This is a genomic window from Deltaproteobacteria bacterium, assembly GCA_005879795.1.
GTDB lineage: Bacteria > Desulfobacterota > Binatia > DP-6 > DP-6 > DP-6.
Genome location: VBKJ01000098.1, coordinates 1 through 17,018, shown reverse-complemented (window position 1 = coordinate 17,018; position 17,018 = coordinate 1). Strand labels below are relative to the sequence as shown.

Below are 17,018 nucleotides of genomic sequence, written 5' to 3'. Positions count from 1 at the left end.
GACCGAGCCCCTGCCGCCCGCCAGCACCACCAAGGTGATGACCGCGGTCCTCGCGCTCGAGAGCGGCCGGCTCGACGAGAGCTTCCCCGTGAGCGAGTACGCCGCCCGGACCCCCCCCTCGGGGATCCACCTCCGAGCGGGGCAACGCATGCGGCTCAGGAACCTGCTCTACGCCGTGCTGCTCAACTCGGCCAACGACGCGGCCGAGGTGGTCGCCGAGGGCGTGGGCGGCTCCGAAGAGGTGTTCGCGGCGCACATGACGGCGCGCGCACGGGAGCTTGGCGCGGGCACGGCCCACTTCGCCAACCCCCATGGGCTGACCGCGCCCGGGCACGAGGCGAGCGCGCGGGACCTCGCCGTGATCTTCCGCCACGGGCTCGACCTGCCGCTCTTCCGCGAGATCCTGGAGACGAGGAGCGTGCAGGTGCCGCTCGAGTCGGCCCGCGTCCAGTGGGTGGCGCTCCACTCGCACAACCGCCTGCTGAGCGGCTACGCGTACCAGGTGATCGGCAAGACCGGCTACACGCGCCCGGCGCGCCGCTGCTTCGTCGGCGCGGCGCGCCACGGTGATCGCGAGCTCATCATCGCACTGCTCGGCGCGCGCGATCTGTGGGCCGACGCGCAGCGACTCTTCGCCTACGCCTTCGGCGAAGCGCCGGCGGTGACGATGGCGCACGCGCGGACGCGCCACCACCGCAGGCTCGTGCGGCACGCGGCCGCCACGCGCGTCAGCTCCGAGGGCGACGACAACGCCACGGCCGACCCGCGCATCGCGCGCTACGCGGTGCGCCTGGGGCCGTATGCGAGCCGGCAGGTGGCCCTCGCCACGCGCTCGCGGCTCGCGCAGCGCGGCTACCAGGTGGCGGTCGCGGGGCGCACGCTCCGCATCGGCGCGTTCACCAGCGTGACGAAGGCCGAGCGGGTGGCGACCCAGCTCCGCCAGACCGGCTACCACCCGGTGCTGGTGCTGCTGTAGGGGGGCGGCCTCCTACCGGCGGGCGCGGCGGTAGCTCATCGGCGCGGCCGGCGCCGGGGGCGTGAACGAGAGGCGGCGCTTGCCGCGTGCCGCGTGGCGCTCGAGCGCGAGCGCGATCAGCCGGTCGAGGAGTGCGGGATAGGCGAGGCCGCTCGCCTCCCACAACTTGGGGTACATGCTGATCGCGGTGAAGCCCGGCATCGTGTTGATCTCGTTCACCAGGATGCGCCCGGCACGCTCGAGGAAGAAGTCGACACGCGCGAGCCCCGAGCCATCGACGGCACAGAAGGCGCGCAGCGCGAGCGCGCGCATGGCCTCCGCGGTCTCGGCCGGGATGCGCGCCGGGATCACGATCTCCGCCCCCTGCTCGACGTACTTGTCCGCGTAGTCGTAGAACTCGCGCGAGGGGATCAGCTCGCCCACGACGGACGCCTGGGGGGCGTCGTTGCCGAGCACGGCGCATTCGAACTCGCACCCGTCGACGGCCTCCTCGATGACCACCTTGGGGTCATACGCTCCCGCCTCGGCCACCGCGGCCGCGAGCCCCGCCGCCGCCCTCACCTTCGTGATCCCGACCGAGGAGCCCAGGTTCGCCGGCTTGACGAAGCAGGGGAAGCCGAGGTCGCTGCCCACCCGCCGCGCCAGGACCTGAGCGTCCTCCGCGCCGATCCGCGTCACCAGCCAGCGGCAGACCGGGATGCCGGCATCGCGGAAGACGGACTTCATGATCGCCTTGTCCATGCCGACGGCGGAGGCGAGCACGCCGGCGCCCACGTAGGGGACCTGGGCCAGCTCGAGCAGGCCCTGGATGGTGCCGTCCTCGCCGTAGGTTCCGTGCAGCACGGGGAAGACGACGTCGAGCGGCGTCACCCGGCCGTGGCCGAGTGGCAGGAGGCCGTGGCGGGTGGGATCGGCGGGCAGGGTGACCTCGCTCCCGTGCTCGGGGATGGGCGCCAGGTCGCGCTGCGCCGCCTCGAGGACCTTCAGGCTCTCCGGCCCAGTCAGCCAGCGCCCGTCCTTGGTGATCGCGACCGGCACGACCTCGTAGCGCGCCGGGTCGAGCGCCGCGATGATCGACGCGGCCGAGCGCAGCGACACCTCGTGCTCGCCCGACCGGCCCCCGTACACCACCCCCACCCGCATCCGCCGCTCCATGCTTCCTTCCTCCGCCCCCGCGGCCGCGAGGTCAAGCAGAGGCCGCCCGCAGGTCCGAAGTGCAGTGGGCGCAGCGCGTCGCCCGCACCGGGATCGTGGACAGGCAGAGGGGGCACTCCTTCGTGGTGGGCACCGCCTCGGGCGCCGGCGGCTGCCTCTTCAGCTGGTTCACCCCGCGCACGAGCAGGAAGATCACGAAGGCAACGATCAGGAAGTTGATGAGCGTATTCACGAACGCGCCGTAGGCGATCATCGGCACGCCGGCGGCCCTGGCGGCGGCCAGGGAAGGGTACGTCCCGCCCTTCAGGGGGAGGAAGAAGTTCGAGAAGTCGATGCCGCCCAGCAGCGCGCCGATCGGGGGCATGAGGACGTCGTTCACGAGCGAGCTCACGATGCCCCCGAACGCGCCCCCGATGATGACGCCGGCGGCGAGGTCGAAGGCGTTCCCGCGTGCGATGAACTCCCTGAAGTCCTTCAGCATGGGTGGTCCTCCTTGGTGGCGGGGGCCTGGGTAGCAGCGCTTGTCGGGCCTCCTCAAGGGTGCGTTATGCTAATGGAGAGCAGCGACAATTATTAATTTGCCTCATGCAGGCCGGGCCCGTACCGTGTACGCGGAAGGAGGAGTCGCCCATGGCCACCGCGTTCGCTATTGCAGTTCCTCCTGCGGCGCTGCCGCCCGCCTCGACGATCCTCGTGTCGGTCGGTGCGCCACTCGTCATCGCGGTACTGGTTGCCGCTTCCGTGGTGATCGGCGCCGTGTTCGTACAGGCCGCGCTGTCGGCTCCGTCGAAGAGACGGCCGGCGCCGCACTCGATGACGCACGCGCGCGGCACCGCGCCCGCGCGTCACGCGGCGTGAGCCGCGGATTTCCGTCTTTCCTAGTTGACAGAACCGGCGGAACTTCGCTAAGAGAAGGCGCACTGAGTTCAGTTCGCGTCTTCCGTCGACTCGCCGCGCTCAGCCCCGAAGCGCGCGTCCCGGTGCCGTGTTCTCCGGGACTCGTGTGTTCGCGCGGGGAGCGAAGAGCGATGGGCGCACGAAGCTGAGCGCGGGAGGGGAGAAGCGGCGCTTCTCCCCAGCTGTGGACAGGGTGCTGTGCCGGAGGCTTGGGGGGGAACGGTGGAGCCAACGGGGATGGGGGCAAGAAGAGTTTCGATCGCGCGAGCGATCGATTCTCGCCCCGGGCCTCCGGCAGAGCGCCCTGCTACGCGACTGGAGGCAGATCTCTCGGATTGATGGGTTGCCCGTACGAGAACTCGACCTGGTTCCCGTCCGGGTCCGTGACGATGCAGAAGTAGCCGACGATCGGGCCGGCGTAGATGGGCTCGAGTGCCAGTACCCCGTCGGCGCGCGCGGCCGCAGCGGCCCGATCAACCTCCGCCCGCGAGGCGACGGCGAAGCCCAGGTGCTGGAGGTTGGTCGGCCCCGCGCGCCGCTCGCCAGGCACCTCGAAGAGGACGAGCACGAAGCCGGGATCGGCCTCCTGCCGGGCCAGCCAGACGACCCGGTGGCCATCCTCGGCCCGGTCGTGAACGACCTGCCAATTCACGTGCTTGCGGTAGAAAGCGATGCTGCGGTCGAGGTCCTGGACGCCGAGCGCCAGGTGAGTGAGCCTGGGCTTCACGCGAGCGCCCTGGCGATCCGAGCGGCGAGCGCCTCGGCCAGCACGCGCCGCAGGTCGGGCAGCTCAACGCCGGCGGCCGCTGCGTGCCCGCCCCCGCCCAGGCTCGCGGCCAGCCGCGAGAGGTCGACCATGCAGTCGGGCGAGCGGCGCAGGCTGACAGCGAGGCTCTTGGCGTCGTAGAGAGCGAACACGGTGTTCCGCGCGGTCTTGCCCCAGGCGTCGGCGATCTCGCTCGGGTGCCCGTCGCACACCGCGGTGACCAGCGTCGCCTGGCCGAGCGGGCGCTCGGTCCGGCTCGCGTTCGCCACCGCGAGGCTGTGGGCGATCTCGGCCTCGACGCGCGCGCGCGCGGCCGCCATGCGCGGCGAGTACGTGACCTGCTCGTCGACGGCGAGGAGTTCATCGTACGCCTCCTCGCCGAGCGAGCGCACCACCCAGGCGAGCTCGCGCGAGCCCGGCACGCGGTGCAGCCAGCGGTCGTTGTCGTCCGCCATGGCGATCAGCGGCGCGAGCTCGGCGAAGCCGGGCGCCGCGCGCCCCTCGGCGGCGAGCCGCCGCTCCAGGTAGTCGTAGACCAGGCGCGAGGCGGCGAACTCCTCGCTCAGCACCCGGTCGGCGAAGGGGACGTCCACCTTTCCGGCCGCGAAGCGCTCGAGCGCGGTACGGTGGTGGTCGATCCAGTAGATGCGGACGCCGGCTGCGGCGAGCGCACGCAGATGGGCGTCGGTCTCCGGCTCGCGCCACGAGATGTCGGTGATCCACAGCTCCATGTCGCGGACCGGGTCGAGGGCGAGGCCGCGCAGGACCGCATCGATCTCGTTGTTGGCGGCGAAGTGAGGGACCACATCGGCGCGCCCCCGCTGGTAGCGCGCGACCGCCACCGCTGCGGCGACGCCGTCCAGGCAGTGGGGACCGTGGCTCACGACGTGGACCCGCTTCGGCATCGCCGGAGCGCGCATTATTCCCGATCCGCCGGGCCGGTGCCAACGCGGGAGCGGCTCGCGAGCGCGAGCTGCCCGCCGTCGTAGACGACCCGCTCGCCCTCGAGACGCGCGAAGGCGGTCAAGCGGTGCGGCTCCGGCGGCGCGGCCGCCGAGATGACGTGGCGGACATCGATCGCGCGCGCCACGAGCGCGTCGGCGACGAGCTGGCGGTGGCAGCGCCACGGCACCGCTTCGGCGCACATGACCGCGGTCCGGCGCGCGGCGGCGAGCGCGAGGAGGCGGGCGAGCTCGGCCGCGAACTCCGCCGTCTCCATGTGGTCGGCATAGGCGCGGAAGCTCTGGCTCCGCCAGGCGACGTGCGGCGATCCGGCACGGCTGCGGCGGCGTCCGCCGAGCCCGGGGAGCCAGGCGTACTCGAGTCCGGCGCGCGCGAGGGCGCGGGAGAGCGCCTCGCGCGCGAAGTGCGGCTGCCGCCGCGAGGCCGGGAAGCGCCGCACGTCGGCGATGCCCGCGACGCCGTGCGCGCCGAGCAGCGCGAGGAAGTCGTCGAGCGGGAGCGTCGAATGTCCGACCGTGTAGACGACCACCCGAGAACTGTAGCAGAAAGTCCGTCATGTGGTGGGTGGCCGTCGCCGCGCTGATCGCCGCCGGCTGTCCCACGCCGGCGATCTACAGGGAGGTCCACCCGGGCCTCTCGTGCGAGCGCGCGACGCGCGTCACGTATCGCACCCTCGTCGCGCTCGGCTACGCGGTGACCGAGGTGGTGCCCGCCACGCCCGAGCGGGCGGGGGTGGTGAGCGGCACCAAGCCCGGCCCCGAGGGCAACGTGCTGACCGGGCGCGTCGTCATCACCTGCGATGCCGAGGGTGCGGTGCTGAAGCCGGTCGAGGAGTCGCTCGTCCCGGACTACGAGTTCAGCCGCGGCTTCGGGTACAGCTTCAAGGAGCTGGTGAAGCACCCCGACGTCGAGGAGCCGCGGGCCGGGCGCGGCCTCGAAGTGCTGGTGCACGCCCTCTCGCCTCAGGAGGCGACGCTCGACCTGGGCGGCGTGGCGACGCTGGGCGGCGCCGTGCCGGTACGCGTGACCGTGCGCAACAACACCGCGCGCGCCGTGTCGATCGATCCGTCGCGCATCGACCTCGTGCCGGCAGGGGGCACGGCGAGCGGGCCGCTCGCGGGCGCCGACCTCGAGCGTGCGCTCGCCCCGGGGGCGGCGGGTGCGCGCGTCGGCGCGGAGCCACTCCGCGCCGCCCGCATCGCCGCCCACACCACGGCCGCCGGCTACCTGGTCTATCCGCCGGGCGTCTATCGCGAAGCGCGCATCTCCATCGAGGACGTCGAGACCGGCGAGTCCGAGGGCTTCGTCACCCCGGTAGAGTGAGCAAGCAGGAGCGCGGCCCGAGGCGTCGCGCATGCGGCGGCGGCGGGGGTGCCGCGCGCGCGACCTCCGCAGGCCCGCGCGCGCCTGCAGCTCCCCGGGGGGACGCCGTAGCCTACGGGCGCGCGCGTGGCCGAGGACGCGGGAGCGCGCGCGGCACCCCCGCCGCCGCCACCCCGTCACGATGTCGGGCGCCTCCTACTCGCACACTCGCGGCTCCATCGCGCGCAGCCGCGCCTCGAGCTGGTCGCCGCCGGTGCTGGTGGCGCGGCCGCGGGCCGCGCGCAGGAGCGCGCAGGCCTGCGCCTTCTGTCCGTCCTCGGCGAGCAGCGTCACCTGCGCGACGCGCGCCTCGTACCAGGCGGTGCCGCCGGGTGGGCTCGCGTCGAGGACGGTCCGCCAGTAGGTGAGGGCGTGCTCGCGGTCGCCCTGCGCCGCGGCCGCGCGTGCGGCGCCGCGGAGCGCCTCGGCCGATGCCCGGTCCGTCTTGAGCACCTCCTCGTAGAGCGCGCGGGCCGCCGCGGCGTCGCCGGCGCGGAGATCGAGGTCCGCGAGGACGATTCGGTTGCTCCCATCGCCGCCCTCTCGCACGAGGACGGTGTAGACCTTCCGCGCCAGCGCGAGCGCGGGCGTCTGCTCGGCGGGCGCCGCGCGCTCGGCGCGCGTGGCGAGCTCCCGCCCGACGCGCGCGAGCGTGCCGCGCCGCTCGGCCGGGTCGGCGCGCAGGGCGAGGAACGCGTCGAGGTCGCGCGCGGCCTCCTCGAGCTGCCCGGTTGCGACGCGGGCCGCGAGGCGGAGCTCCAGGGCGCGGGGGTGGATCTCCTTCGCGTCGGGGTAGTGCTTCTCGAAGCCGTCGAGCAGCTCGACCACCGCGCCCTGGTCGGGCGGGGTCGCGCCCGCGGCCACGACGGCGCCCAGGAGCGCCGCGCGCGCGCCGAGCCCCTTCTCGGCGGCATCGCGCGCGAAGGCGCGGAGCGCGGCCAGCACCTCCTTGCGTCCCTCGTTGCCCTTCCCCAGCATGGCGACCCGGCACTCGAGGTCGCCCAGATGCGCGCGCGCGGCGAAGGGGCCCGGGCCCACCTGCGCGTACTCGGCCTGGGCGCGCTTGCACTCGCCGCGGGCGCGGTGCAGCTCGGCCAGGAGGTAGCGCGCCTCGGCGGCGCCGTCGGCCTTGGGATGGGCGGCGAGGTAGGCGTCGAGCGCCTGCTCGTAGGCCGGCGTGAGCGACGCATCGCTCGCGCGCGCGCTGTCGAGCGCGCGGAAGCGGTAGTATCCGGCCTCGCGCGTGCGCGCCGAGTCGGGGAACTCGCGGAGGAGGACCGCGAACCGCTCCGCCGCCTCGCGCGCCTGGCCCGCGTTCAGCCGGCAGCCCGCATCGAGGAAGAGGATCTCCGGGCGGAGGCGGGCGCGCGCGCCGTCGTGCACCCCCTCGCTCGCCTCGGCGAGGGGCGGCACGTCGCCGCAGCGGCCGCGGTCGACGGCGAGCTGCGCCAGCAGGAAGAGGCCGTAGGTGGAGTGGACGCCAGCCGGCGTGCCGCCGCCCAGCCGCTCCGCGGCGAGGCTCGACACGCGCGCCGGCCACGGTCCGCCGCGCGCCGCGAGGCCGCGCGCCAGCGCGGTCGCGTCCTTCTCGGCCGGCGCATCGCCGGTGGCGGCGCGGGGCAGGAGCTCGCCCAGGCGGGCGAGCAGGACCTCGGGACCGTCTTCGCTCGGCGCCTTCCTGCCGCTCGCCCGCCGCTGCGCCTCCTCGAGCGCGGCGCGCGCTTTGGCGCCTACCTGCGGCGTGCCGGCGGCGGCGGAGAGGTCCTCGATCGCCTTGCCCGTCTCGCCGAGGTCGAGGAAGGCGAGGCCGCGGCCGTAGAGGCTGTCGGCGTAGATCTCGGGCACCTCGTTCACGAGCAGGAACTGCGAGAAGCCCTCGACCGCCTTCTGGAGGAGCGCCCGCTTCTTCGCCGCGTCGCCCACGAGCTGCGCGCCCTGGTAGCGCACCCAGGCGAGGTGGTAGGCGGCGACCAGCGTCATGACCTCCGGGTCGCGCCAGCGCGGGCTGCGGTAGAGCTCCTCCAGGTCGCCGTCGCGCTCGATCACCTCGTCGCGCATGCGATCGAGGCGCGCCTGGAGGCCGTCGCGGAAGCGGGCCAGGTCGGCCTCCAGACCGGGCCAGGCGGCGGCCGCGCGCTCGCGCTCCCCCCGCTCGAGGAGCCCGTAGAAGGTGCGACTCCGCTGCTCGAGCTGGGCGAGCGCCGCGCGCTCGCCGCCCTCCTGGGCGCGCGCCGGCGCCGAGGCGGCCAGCAGCGCGACCAGCGCCGCGCCGGCGAGCGCGCGCGACGTCACTCGGAGGCCAGGGCGAAGCCGGTGGCGCCCGCCTCCTTGGCGAGCCCGAGCACGCGCACCACCTCGCCCAGGATCACCTGGCGGTCGCCGGCGAGCACGACCACCTTGTCCGGGCTGCGCGCGAGCGTGTCGCGCAGCACGCTCGCCAGCGAGGCGTCGTCGCTCGGCACCGGCCGCTCGTTCACGAACACCTCGTGCGACGGCGTCATGGTGACGAGCACGCCCTTCGGCTGCTCCTCGCTCTCGGCCGCCTTGGGCAGGTCGACGTCGGCCGCCGGCCTCACCATGGCCGAGGTGGTGATCATGAAGATGATGAGCAGCACGAGGAACACGTCGGTCAGCGGCGTCACGTTGATCTCGGCGACGATGTGCCCGCGCGTGTGCGCCCTAAACAGCGCCATGGCCCCTCCGCGCCGCCGCGACGGCCTCGACCAGCCGCGCGCAGCCGATGCGCAGCGCCCCGTCGATGCGCTGGACGCGGTTCTGGAGGTAGTTGTAGAAGACGAGGGAGACGATGCCGATGGCGAGGCCGAGGGCCGTCGCGATGAGCGCCTCGGAGAGGCCGCCCGCCACCACGCCGAAGCCGCCCGTACCGACGATCGCCATGCTGTGGAAGGCGCGCATGATGCCGACCACCGTGCCGAAGAGACCGATGAAGGGCGCCGAGGAGCCGATCGTGCCGAGGACCCAGAGGTAGGCGCCGCAGCCCTCGATCTCCTCGAACTGCCGCTCGTCGGCGACGCGCTCGAGCTCCTCGAGCGGCGCCTCGGACGCCGCGCCGAGCACGTCGCCGAACACGCGCCGCGCCGGGCAGAGCCGGTGCCGGCGCACCGCCTCCGCCGCCCCCGAAAGCTCGCCGCGCGCCAGCAGCGGGACCAGCTCGGCGGTGAGCGAGCCGGTCGACGTGACCGCGCCGCGCAGCGTCCAGAGCCGCTCGAGCGCGACCCCGAGCATGACGATCGAGCACACGATCAGGGGGTAGGTCGAGATCGCCGCCTGCTGGATCAGGTGGACGACATCGAGATCGACGTTCTCCATCGAGATTCTCCTCTTGCGAATCAGAAGCCGCGCGCGATGCGCGCCACGTCCCGCTCCCAGCCGGGTCCGAAGGTGAGGACGAGCAGGTGCCGGACGAGAGCGCTCTGCTGTCCCATGGCGATCATCTGCCCGCCGCCCTCCCGCGCCATCTCGCCGAAGCTGTCACTCACCTCCCTGTAGAACGCGGGGAGCGGCGAGACCTCCTTCAGGTCCTCGTTGTGCAGCCACCTGGCCATCTGCCGCTCGAACTCCTCGTGCAGCATGAGGCTCACGTCGATGGTGCTCACCACACCGCCCTTCCCGCGCCAGTCGGCGATCAGCTTCTTGATCGCGGACACGTCCTGCGGATGGGGCGGCGAGCTGCCGACCAGGATGATGACCTTCTTCGCATCGGCGCGCCACTTGAGCTGGCGCATGGCGCACTCGAGGCCGTCCTTCACCGCCTCCTCCCAGTCGCCGCCGCCCTCGGCCACGATGCCATCGAGGAAGGTCTGCACTTTCTTCACGTTGAAGGTGAGGGCCGTCCACTTGACGAGGAAGGCCTCGCTCTGCCGGGGGCCGCCCCTGGCGCCCTGGTCGTCGTCGCGATCGCGGTAGGTGACTGCACCGACGCGTGCGGTCGGCACCAGGCGCTGCATGCTGGCGGCGAGGTCGTCCATGCGCCGCTTCAGGTCGTCGATCACGTTCTGCATGCTGCCGGTCGAGTCGATGACGATCGCGACATCGAGGCCGACCTTCCTGAGGCCGCCCACATACCGCCCGAACGACGTGCCGAGCGACCACCCGGCGCCCCCGCCCCCTTCGCCGATGCCGAAGCCGCCGACACCCGCGCCGGCCGACGTGAAGCGCGAGCCGAGATCGAGGCCGGCGCCGACCGGACGCGCCGGCGGTGCGAAGTGCACGACCGGGGAGGCCGGCCGCGGCACGGCGGGCTGCGGCACGACGATCGCCTGGGCACGCGCGGGGCGGAGCAGCTCCGCGAGCGCCTGCTCCGCGTTCGGATCGCTGGGCGGCACGGGCGCGGGCAGATCCTCGAGCGAGAAGATCTCGCGTCGCCGCTTCTGCCCCAGGCCGGCGCCGCCGCCCGACCCGATGCCGAGGCCGGGACCGATGCCGAGGCCGAAGCCGCCGCTCGCGCCGAGCACGTCGAAGAAGACCATGAGGGCGAGGAGCGCGTGCGCCGCGGTCGACACGCCGAGTGCGGCGAGCAGGCGCCGCGGGCGGGGTCCGGAGGTAGGGATGGACAGTGCTGCGGGAGTCATCGGACGACCGCGCGAGCGGAAGCTATGCGTGCCCCCGGATATCGACCGCTGTCAAGCAACGCCGCCGCACGGGCTACCACCGGAGCCGCGCGCGCAGCGCCCGCGCCTGCGCGCGGCTGAGCGCGACCTCGCTGCCCGCCGGGTCGCGCATGACGAGCTTGTGGCGGCCCCCGAACCAGGGGACGACCTCCTTCACTTGCCCGAGGTTCACGAGGCTCGACTTGTGGGCGCGGAAGAAGTGCGCCGGGTCGAGCCGCTCCTCGAGCTCGCGCAGCGTGTAATTGGTCATGAAGGCGCGCTCGGCCGTGTGGGCGTAGACCAGGCGGTATTCGACCCCGAACCACAGCACGTCCGTCACCGGCAGGATCAGGATGCGCTTCCCGCTGTGCACCGGCACCTGGCTCACGTAGACCTTGCGCTGCTCCTCCACCCGGCGGAGCACGCGCTCCCAGTCCGGGGCTGCGTTCGCGGCGCCCAGGCGCGCACGCACGCGGCCCACCGCTTCTTCGACGCGGCGGCGGCCGAAGGGCTTCAAGAGGTAGTCCACCGCGCCCACTTCGAAGGCGCGGATCGCGTACTCGTCGTAGGCGGTGGAGAAGACGACGTGCGGGGGTGGCTCGCGCAGCGCTCGCAGCACCTCGAAGCCGTCCATGCCGGGCATCTGGACATCGAGGAAGACGAGGTCGGGACGCTCCTCCTCGATGAGCTTCAAGGCCTCGACGCCGTCGGCCGCCTGGCCGAGGAGGCTGACGTCGTCCAGGCCGGAGAGGAAGCCGACCAGGCGGTCGCGCGCCAGCTTCTCGTCGTCGACGACGAGGGTGCGGATGGCGGCCATGGCTAGCCTAGGCCGCGGCCTCGGCGGGGCGGAGCGGGAGACGGAGCCGCACCCGGGTGCCCGTCCCGGGTGCGCTCGTGATCTCGGGCAGGTGGGCGGGGCCGTAGAGCCGCTCGAGCCGATCGCGCATGTTGCGCAGCCCGATGCCCCGCTCGTACAGACGCTCGAAGGCGGCGGCGGGCATGCCGAGGCCGTCGTCGTCGACGACCAGCTCGAGGCAGCCGTCGGCGAGCGCGGCGTCGATGCGCACCGTGCCGCCGCCGCGCTTGCGCGAGAGACCGTGCCGCACCGCGTTCTCGACCAGCGGCTGGAGGATCAGGGTCGGGATCAGGTGCTGGAGGCTCGGCGGCTCGATGTGCGTCTCGAGGCGCAGGCGGTCGCCGAAGCGGGCGCGTTCGATGTCGAGGTACGCGTGCGCCATCTTCAGCTCGTCGGCGAGCGGCACGAAGTCCTTCTCGCCGTGGTGCAGCACGTAGCGGAACATCTCCGCCAGGCGCTCGACGCACGCCTCGGCCCGGTCGGGGTCGGCGCGGATCAGCTGCGCGATCGAGTTCAGGCTGTTGAAGAGGAAGTGCGGGTTGATCTGGGCGCGCAGCGCGGCGAGCTGCGCGGAGGCGGCCAGCTCGACGAGCTCGTGCTCGCGGTGCTGGAGCGAGAGCACGCGCTGCCAGTACTGATGGTAGCCGATGAGCGCCAGGAGCACGGTCGGGATGACGGGTGCGAGTGCGTAAAGGCGCACCACCATCTGCTCCTGCTCGGGCGTGACCGTGATGTGCTTCCCGATGCCGGTGGGCGCCCCGAAGAGCGAGGGCGCGCCGCGCAGCGTGGCGATCAGCTCGGTGGTGAGCGTGGAGAGGACGGCGAACGTGAGGAGCGAGACCAGCACCTGGAGGGTGATCTGGGCGAACAACGTGCGCGCACGGAGCCGCGGGAAGACCCACCGCCAGAGGCCGTACACGACCGCCGCATAACCGAGGGCCGGCACCACGAAGGCGCTGAGGGCCGTGAAGGCGCCGAGGGCCGTCCACCTGCGCCACAGGAAGACGTGGAGGAAGCCCAGCTGGAGGCCGATCGCGGCGCCCGTCCCGAAGACGAGCAGCAGCATGCGGTTGGCCCGGTGCGGTTGCGGCATGGCGGGTGGCGCCGGCGGCATGGAGCGGATTGTACCCAGGCCCGTCGGCCGCGACCACTGTGGGGCGGCGGCGCGCCTGCCGCCAGGATCCCGGCGCGAACGGTCGAAGCGCGGGCCGATTCGGTCGCGCCGTGGAGCTCAGCGGCGCGCAGCGGGGCGGAACTTCGGCAGCGTCACCTCGGGCGTGACTTCCTCGAACACGACTTCCACGGGCATGCCGATCGTCACGTCCCGCAGCGGGCAGCCGACCAGGTTCGAGACCAGCCGGGCCCCCTCCGCCAGCTCGACCACCACCACCGCGTACGGCACCTCGGCGGCGAAGCCCGGGTGGTAGACCTGGTGCATGACGGCGTAGCTGAAGACCGTCCCGCGCCCGGAGACCCGGGCCCACTCCGCCTCGCGCGAGAGGCAGCGGCTGCAGAGGTCGCGCGCCGGGAAGCGGTACGCCCCGCAGCCGCGGCAGCGCTGCACGACCAGCTCGTGGCGTCGCGCGCCCTCCCAGAAGGGCGCCATCTCGCGCGTGATCTGCGGGAGCGGCTTCGCGTAGGCCGTCACGACGGCTCCCGGGCGAGAACCAGCGTCGAGTGCGTGGAGAGGACGCCGCCGTTGCCGGAGACGAGCGCCACGTCGTGCTTCGCCACCTGGCGCCGCCCGCCCGCGCCGCGCACCTGGATGACGCCTTCCGAGACCGGCGTCATGCCCCACATGTAGAAGCTCGAGAGCTGGCCGCCGCCGGTGTTCAGCGCGAGCCGGCCGCCGGGGCCGGTCGCGTTCTCGGCGGCGAAGGGCCCGCCCTCGCCCTTGGCGCAGAACCCGTAGTCCTCGAGCGTGACGATCACGGTGAACGAGTAGCAGTCGTAGAGCTCGACCACGTCGACGTCGCGGAGCGTGAGGCCGGCCATCCGGAACGCCGGCTCGCGCGACAGCACGGCGCCGGAGGAGAGCGTCTCCGAGGGATCGCCGCCCAGGTGCCCCTGCGCCATGCCGCGGATGTAGACCGGCGGCTGGCGCAGGTCGCGGGCCCGCTCGGGGCCGGTCACGATGACGGCCAGGCCGCCGTTCGAGACCAGGCAGCAGTCGAAGAGGTGGAACGGCTCCACGATCCAGCGCGAGCGGTGGTAGTCCTCGAGCGTGAGCGGCTGCGCGTGCATCTGGGCAGCGGGGTTCAAGTTGGCCCACCTGCGCTGCGCCACCGCGACCGCGCCCAGGTGATCCTGCGTCGTGCCGTACCTGTGCATGTGACGGCGGGCGACGAGCGCGTACATCGCGTTCACGCCGAAGTAGCCGTAGGCCGCCTCCCAGCCGCGCACGAAGCCGTAAGCGCTGCCGCTCGAGCTGCGCTCGCCCGCGGGCTGCTCGGGCTTGAGCGGCGCGTCGGAGAACACGCACGCGACCGTGGTCGCGAGCCCGGCCGCGATCGCCTGCGCGGCGTGCTGGATCATGGCGCACGCCGTCGCGCCGCCGAGGTTCATGGTGGCAGAGAGGCGGAGATCGCGGAGCCCCATCGCCTGCTGGAGCTGGAAGGAGCCCATGCCCATGTCGGCCCAGGCGAGACCGGGGTTCAGGAGGAGCCCGTCGAGGTCTCCGCGCTGGAGGCCCGCGTCCGCGAGCGCGAGCTGCACGGCATCCACCGCGAAGCCGAGCGGCGTGTTGCCGTAGACTCTCCCCTGCGGTGTGATGCCGAGGCCGACGATTGCGGCCGCGCCGGAGAGCGGATGGGCCATGCGGCGCGTCTACGGTGCGGGCGCGGCCCCGGTCGAGGCGCGACCGTCGAAGCGCCGCGACTCGCCGTGGCGCAGGACCGCGAGACGCTCCGCGAGCCCGCGCGCGCGCGCCAGCTCCTCGAGCCACCGGACCGGCTCGTCGATCGGCTCGTAGGAGACGACGAAGGTGCCCCAGTGGATCGGCACCATGTGGCGAGCATTCAAGTCGACGAGCGCTTGCAACGCGTCCTCGGGGTTCATGTGCACGCGGCGGAAAGCAGGGGGTTGGTAGGCGCCGATCGGGAGGAGCGCCACGTCGATCGCGTGCCGCCGGCCGTAGTCGCGGAAGCCGGGGAAGTAGGCCGTGTCGCCGGGGAAGAAGACCGTGCCGTCGCGGTGCTCGACGAGAAAGCCCGTGTAGCCACGGTCGTCGGGAACGAGGTTGCGCGTGCCCCAGTGCTTGACGGGCAGCGCGGTCAAGCGGACGCCGCGAATCGTCACCGTGTCGCCCCAGGCGAGCTCGATCACGTCGCGGTAGCCGCAGCCGGCGACCAGGTCCGCGAGATTCTTCGCCACCACCGCGACCGTGTCCGTCTTCGGCAGGCGCCGGTGCGTTGGTACGTCGAGGTGGTCCATGTGGCCGTGCGAGACGAGGACCACGTCGAGCGGGGGCAGCCCCGCGAGGGGAACGCCCGGCGCGACCAGCCGCTTCGGCAGGATGAGCCGCGAGGAGTACACGGGATCGGTGAGCAGCGTCACCCCCTCGAAGCGCACGAGGGCGGTCGCGTGGCCGACGTAGGTGACGCTGATCCCGCCCAGCGGCTCGGCTGCCACGCCCGCGCCCGCGGGGGCGGCGGTCGGGAGCACGAGCGAACGCGCCATCAGCCCGAGCAGCCTGCCCGGACGGTAGTCCTCGGCGGTGGACGCCACGCTAGCGCAGCAGGATGATGAAGTGCCGGCGCAGCAGATCGGCCTGGTCCTGGACGGAGGCGCTCCGGCGCGCGGCCATCAGGACGTCGAACAGCTCGCGGTCACCCGCCTCCTTCCGCGTTGCGGCGTCCTCGTGGAGCGCGTCCAGTATCTCGTGAATGACGCGCGGGATCTCGCGCTGCGGGATGACCAGGTCGCCGCGCCCGAGGGTGCCGCTCCAGTTCGACGCGTAAGGGCGGAGGACGTTGAGGATGCGCTCGGTGATGCTGCGATCGCTCCGCATGCCGGCCACCGCCGACAATAGTCGCCCCCCGGCGCACACGCAAGGCGGGCGGCGCGCTTGCGAGGCGCCGGGCCAGCCGCTACCCTCCGCGCCGGAGGAGGGGGCGGGCATGGTGACCACCTTCCAGCCGACCACGGCGTCGGCGGCGGTCGAGGGGCTGCCGCAGGTGTTCGATCCGGCGGCCGCGGCCGGGATCGAGGCGGTGATCCTGTTCGACCTGTCGGGCCGCGAGCCCGGACAGTGGACGGTGGTCATCCGGGACGGCACCTGCCGGGTGATGCACGGGCGCACGATCGAGCCGACCGTCACGCTCGTCATGGACTCCGACGTGTGGCTCGCCATCGCGCGCGGCGAGAAGAGCGGCCGCGACGCGTTCATGAACGGCGAGTATCAGGTGACGGGCGACCTCGCGTTCATGATGAGGTTCGGGAAGATCTTCCCGGTGAGCTGAGCGGCGGGGGGCGCGGCGGCGGGGGGCGGCGTCGGCGCTCCCGCTCGGGCGCCGCTGCGCGCAGGACCCCCGACTGCACGCCGCGCTCGGCGCCCTCGAAGGTCGCGGCGACGCCGCCCCCCGCCGCCGGGCGCGGGCGTCGCTCACCGCGCAGGTCTTCCCGGTTGGCCGGGTCGCGAGGAGGCCGCCGCCGAGGGGCGGTGCGCCGTGCGGGCGGGAGCCTCCGGCGCCCGGGCGTCAGAGCAGCGTGCCGCGCAGGATCAGGCTCGCGACCGAGAAGTAGATCACGAGCCCGCTCACGTCGACCAGCGTGGCGACGAAGGGTGCCGAGGCGCTGGCGGGGTCGAAGCCGATCCGGCGCAGGACGAGCGGGAGCATCGACCCGGCGATCGTCCCCCACATCACCACCCCGATCAGGCTCGCCGCCACGGTGAGCGCGATGGGCACGTAGTGGTCGCCGTAGGTGTGGAACAGGAGCTGCCAGACGAGGATGCGCGCCAAGCCGATCGAGGCGAGGATCGCGCCGAGCCACAGCCCCGCCCCGATCTCGCGGCGGACGACCCGCCACCAGTCGCGCAGCTTCACCTCGCCGAGGGCGAGCGCGCGCACGACCAGCGTCGAGGCCTGCGAGCCCGAGTTGCCGCCGCTCGAGATGATGAGCGGCACGAAGAGCGCGAGGACCACGGCGCGGGCGATCTCGCGCTCGTAGAACCCCATCGCCGTGGCGGTCAGCATCTCGCCCACGAACAGGATGGCGAGCCAGCCGGCGCGCTTGCGCACCATGCTCGCGAAGCCGATCTCGAGGTACGGCGCGTCGAGGGCCTCCATGCCGCCGATCTTCTGGATGTCCTCGGTGGCCTCCTCCTGGACGACGTCGACGATGTCGTCGACCGTGACGATGCCCTTCACGTGCCGCTCGGCGTCGATGACCGGGATGGCGAGGAAGTCGTGCTCGGCGAACAGGCGGGAGAGC

General features: G+C 73.2%; 20 protein-coding genes. 4 read left to right on the top strand and 16 right to left on the bottom strand.

The genetic code is table 11. The annotated features are described in order from the left end of the window. Positions 1 to 976, top strand: a 976-nt coding sequence (locus E6J59_04935; protein ID TMB21803.1) for a D-alanyl-D-alanine carboxypeptidase, incomplete at its 5' end; no start/stop codon positions are given. Positions 977 to 988: 12 nt separating this feature from the next. Here the strand turns inward: E6J59_04935 and E6J59_04930 are convergent. Together E6J59_04930 and mscL are read right to left on the bottom strand one after the other, a co-directional pair. Continuing rightward, positions 989 to 2,131 (bottom strand): D-alanine--D-alanine ligase, encoded by a 1,143-nt coding sequence (locus tag E6J59_04930; protein TMB21802.1) that lies wholly within the window; start codon positions 2,129 to 2,131, stop codon positions 989 to 991. 31 nt (positions 2,132 to 2,162) lie between these two features. Beyond that, positions 2,163 to 2,612, bottom strand: a complete 450-nt coding sequence (mscL, locus tag E6J59_04925) for a large conductance mechanosensitive channel protein MscL (GenBank protein ID TMB21801.1) — start codon at positions 2,610 to 2,612, stop codon at positions 2,163 to 2,165. 149 nt (positions 2,613 to 2,761) lie between these two features. Between mscL and E6J59_04920 the strand changes: the two genes are divergently transcribed. Continuing rightward, complete coding sequence (locus tag E6J59_04920) at positions 2,762 to 2,989, top strand: hypothetical protein (protein ID TMB21800.1); 228 nt, start codon at positions 2,762 to 2,764, stop codon at positions 2,987 to 2,989. 346 nt (positions 2,990 to 3,335) lie between these two features. On the opposite strand, the gene E6J59_04915 is transcribed toward E6J59_04920, so the two are convergent. From E6J59_04915 to E6J59_04905, 3 genes are read right to left on the bottom strand one after another with little or no spacing between them, the layout of a single operon-like run. Beyond that, positions 3,336 to 3,755, bottom strand: coding sequence for a VOC family protein (locus E6J59_04915; protein TMB21799.1), 420 nt, complete (start codon positions 3,753 to 3,755; stop codon positions 3,336 to 3,338). Next, positions 3,752 to 4,699 carry a hypothetical protein gene (locus E6J59_04910; GenBank protein TMB21798.1) on the bottom strand — a complete coding sequence of 316 codons (948 nt, stop codon included), beginning with the start codon at positions 4,697 to 4,699 and terminating at the stop codon, positions 3,752 to 3,754. Before E6J59_04910 ends, E6J59_04915 begins: the two co-directional genes overlap by 4 nt. A gap of 14 nt (positions 4,700 to 4,713) precedes the next feature. Further along, a complete protein-coding gene (locus E6J59_04905; protein TMB21797.1) occupies positions 4,714 to 5,286 on the bottom strand; it encodes a DUF488 domain-containing protein in 573 nt (190 codons plus the stop codon). Between the two features lie 26 nt (positions 5,287 to 5,312). Here E6J59_04905 and E6J59_04900 point away from each other — a divergent pair, with 26 nt between their 5' ends. After that, positions 5,313 to 6,080, top strand: a complete 768-nt coding sequence (locus E6J59_04900) for a hypothetical protein (GenBank protein TMB21796.1) — start codon at positions 5,313 to 5,315, stop codon at positions 6,078 to 6,080. Between the two features lie 195 nt (positions 6,081 to 6,275). Here the strand turns inward: E6J59_04900 and E6J59_04895 are convergent, their stop codons facing one another. The 10 genes from E6J59_04895 to E6J59_04850 form a co-directional block, all read right to left on the bottom strand. Continuing rightward, positions 6,276 to 8,411 carry a hypothetical protein gene (locus tag E6J59_04895; protein TMB21795.1) on the bottom strand — a complete coding sequence of 712 codons (2,136 nt, stop codon included), beginning with the start codon at positions 8,409 to 8,411 and terminating at the stop codon, positions 6,276 to 6,278. Continuing rightward, positions 8,408 to 8,812 (bottom strand): biopolymer transporter ExbD, encoded by a 405-nt coding sequence (locus E6J59_04890; GenBank protein TMB21794.1) that lies wholly within the window; start codon positions 8,810 to 8,812, stop codon positions 8,408 to 8,410. The genes E6J59_04895 and E6J59_04890 overlap by 4 nt, the downstream gene beginning before the upstream one ends. Next, positions 8,799 to 9,449, bottom strand: coding sequence for a MotA/TolQ/ExbB proton channel family protein (locus E6J59_04885; protein TMB21793.1), 651 nt, complete (start codon positions 9,447 to 9,449; stop codon positions 8,799 to 8,801). Before E6J59_04885 ends, E6J59_04890 begins: the two co-directional genes overlap by 14 nt. Positions 9,450 to 9,469: 20 nt before the next feature. Beyond that, positions 9,470 to 10,642 (bottom strand): VWA domain-containing protein, encoded by a 1,173-nt coding sequence (locus E6J59_04880; protein ID TMB21792.1) that lies wholly within the window; start codon positions 10,640 to 10,642, stop codon positions 9,470 to 9,472. Between the two features lie 142 nt (positions 10,643 to 10,784). Then, positions 10,785 to 11,546 (bottom strand): response regulator transcription factor, encoded by a 762-nt coding sequence (locus E6J59_04875; protein ID TMB21791.1) that lies wholly within the window; start codon positions 11,544 to 11,546, stop codon positions 10,785 to 10,787. 7 nt (positions 11,547 to 11,553) lie between these two features. Continuing rightward, on the bottom strand, positions 11,554 to 12,699 hold the full coding sequence (locus tag E6J59_04870; GenBank protein ID TMB21790.1) for a sensor histidine kinase: 1,146 nt from the start codon (positions 12,697 to 12,699) through the stop codon (positions 11,554 to 11,556). Positions 12,700 to 12,816: 117 nt separating this feature from the next. Beyond that, a complete protein-coding gene (locus E6J59_04865; protein TMB21804.1) occupies positions 12,817 to 13,191 on the bottom strand; it encodes a Zn-ribbon domain-containing OB-fold protein in 375 nt (124 codons plus the stop codon). A 38-nt stretch (positions 13,192 to 13,229) separates the two neighbouring features. After that, positions 13,230 to 14,402, bottom strand: a complete 1,173-nt coding sequence (locus tag E6J59_04860; protein ID TMB21789.1) for a thiolase family protein — start codon at positions 14,400 to 14,402, stop codon at positions 13,230 to 13,232. A gap of 9 nt (positions 14,403 to 14,411) precedes the next feature. After that, positions 14,412 to 15,311: an MBL fold metallo-hydrolase gene (locus E6J59_04855; protein TMB21788.1), complete on the bottom strand. Its 900-nt coding sequence runs from the start codon at positions 15,309 to 15,311 to the stop codon at positions 14,412 to 14,414. 1 nt (position 15,312) lies between these two features. After that, positions 15,313 to 15,594 (bottom strand): hypothetical protein, encoded by a 282-nt coding sequence (locus E6J59_04850; protein ID TMB21787.1) that lies wholly within the window; start codon positions 15,592 to 15,594, stop codon positions 15,313 to 15,315. On the opposite strand from E6J59_04850, the gene E6J59_04845 reads away from it, so the two are divergent. Beyond that, positions 15,563 to 16,045, top strand: a complete 483-nt coding sequence (locus tag E6J59_04845) for an SCP2 sterol-binding domain-containing protein (protein ID TMB21786.1) — start codon at positions 15,563 to 15,565, stop codon at positions 16,043 to 16,045. The two genes, E6J59_04850 and E6J59_04845, sit on opposite strands and share 32 nt — an antisense overlap. 237 nt (positions 16,046 to 16,282) lie before the next feature. Here E6J59_04845 and E6J59_04840 read toward each other — a convergent pair. Further along, the coding region (locus E6J59_04840; GenBank protein TMB21785.1) for a magnesium transporter at positions 16,283 to 17,018 on the bottom strand (736 nt) is incomplete at its 5' end.

Coding starts and splice junctions, on each gene's coding strand:
- E6J59_04865 (TMB21804.1), bottom strand. CDS start 13,191: ATGGCGCCCTTCTGGGAGGGCGCGCGACGCCACGAGCTGGTCGTGCAG.
- E6J59_04850 (TMB21787.1), bottom strand. CDS start 15,594: ATGCGGAGCGATCGCAGCATCACCGAGCGCATCCTCAACGTCCTCCGC.
- E6J59_04845 (TMB21786.1), top strand. CDS start 15,563: ATGCGCTCGGTGATGCTGCGATCGCTCCGCATGCCGGCCACCGCCGAC.
- E6J59_04930 (TMB21802.1), bottom strand. CDS start 2,131: ATGGAGCGGCGGATGCGGGTGGGGGTGGTGTACGGGGGCCGGTCGGGC.
- E6J59_04885 (TMB21793.1), bottom strand. CDS start 9,449: ATGGAGAACGTCGATCTCGATGTCGTCCACCTGATCCAGCAGGCGGCG.
- E6J59_04870 (TMB21790.1), bottom strand. CDS start 12,699: ATGCCGCCGGCGCCACCCGCCATGCCGCAACCGCACCGGGCCAACCGC.
- E6J59_04910 (TMB21798.1), bottom strand. CDS start 4,699: ATGCCGAAGCGGGTCCACGTCGTGAGCCACGGTCCCCACTGCCTGGAC.
- E6J59_04875 (TMB21791.1), bottom strand. CDS start 11,546: ATGGCCGCCATCCGCACCCTCGTCGTCGACGACGAGAAGCTGGCGCGC.
- E6J59_04860 (TMB21789.1), bottom strand. CDS start 14,402: ATGGCCCATCCGCTCTCCGGCGCGGCCGCAATCGTCGGCCTCGGCATC.
- mscL (TMB21801.1), bottom strand. CDS start 2,612: ATGCTGAAGGACTTCAGGGAGTTCATCGCACGCGGGAACGCCTTCGAC.
- E6J59_04920 (TMB21800.1), top strand. CDS start 2,762: ATGGCCACCGCGTTCGCTATTGCAGTTCCTCCTGCGGCGCTGCCGCCC.
- E6J59_04890 (TMB21794.1), bottom strand. CDS start 8,812: ATGGCGCTGTTTAGGGCGCACACGCGCGGGCACATCGTCGCCGAGATC.
- E6J59_04900 (TMB21796.1), top strand. CDS start 5,313: ATGTGGTGGGTGGCCGTCGCCGCGCTGATCGCCGCCGGCTGTCCCACG.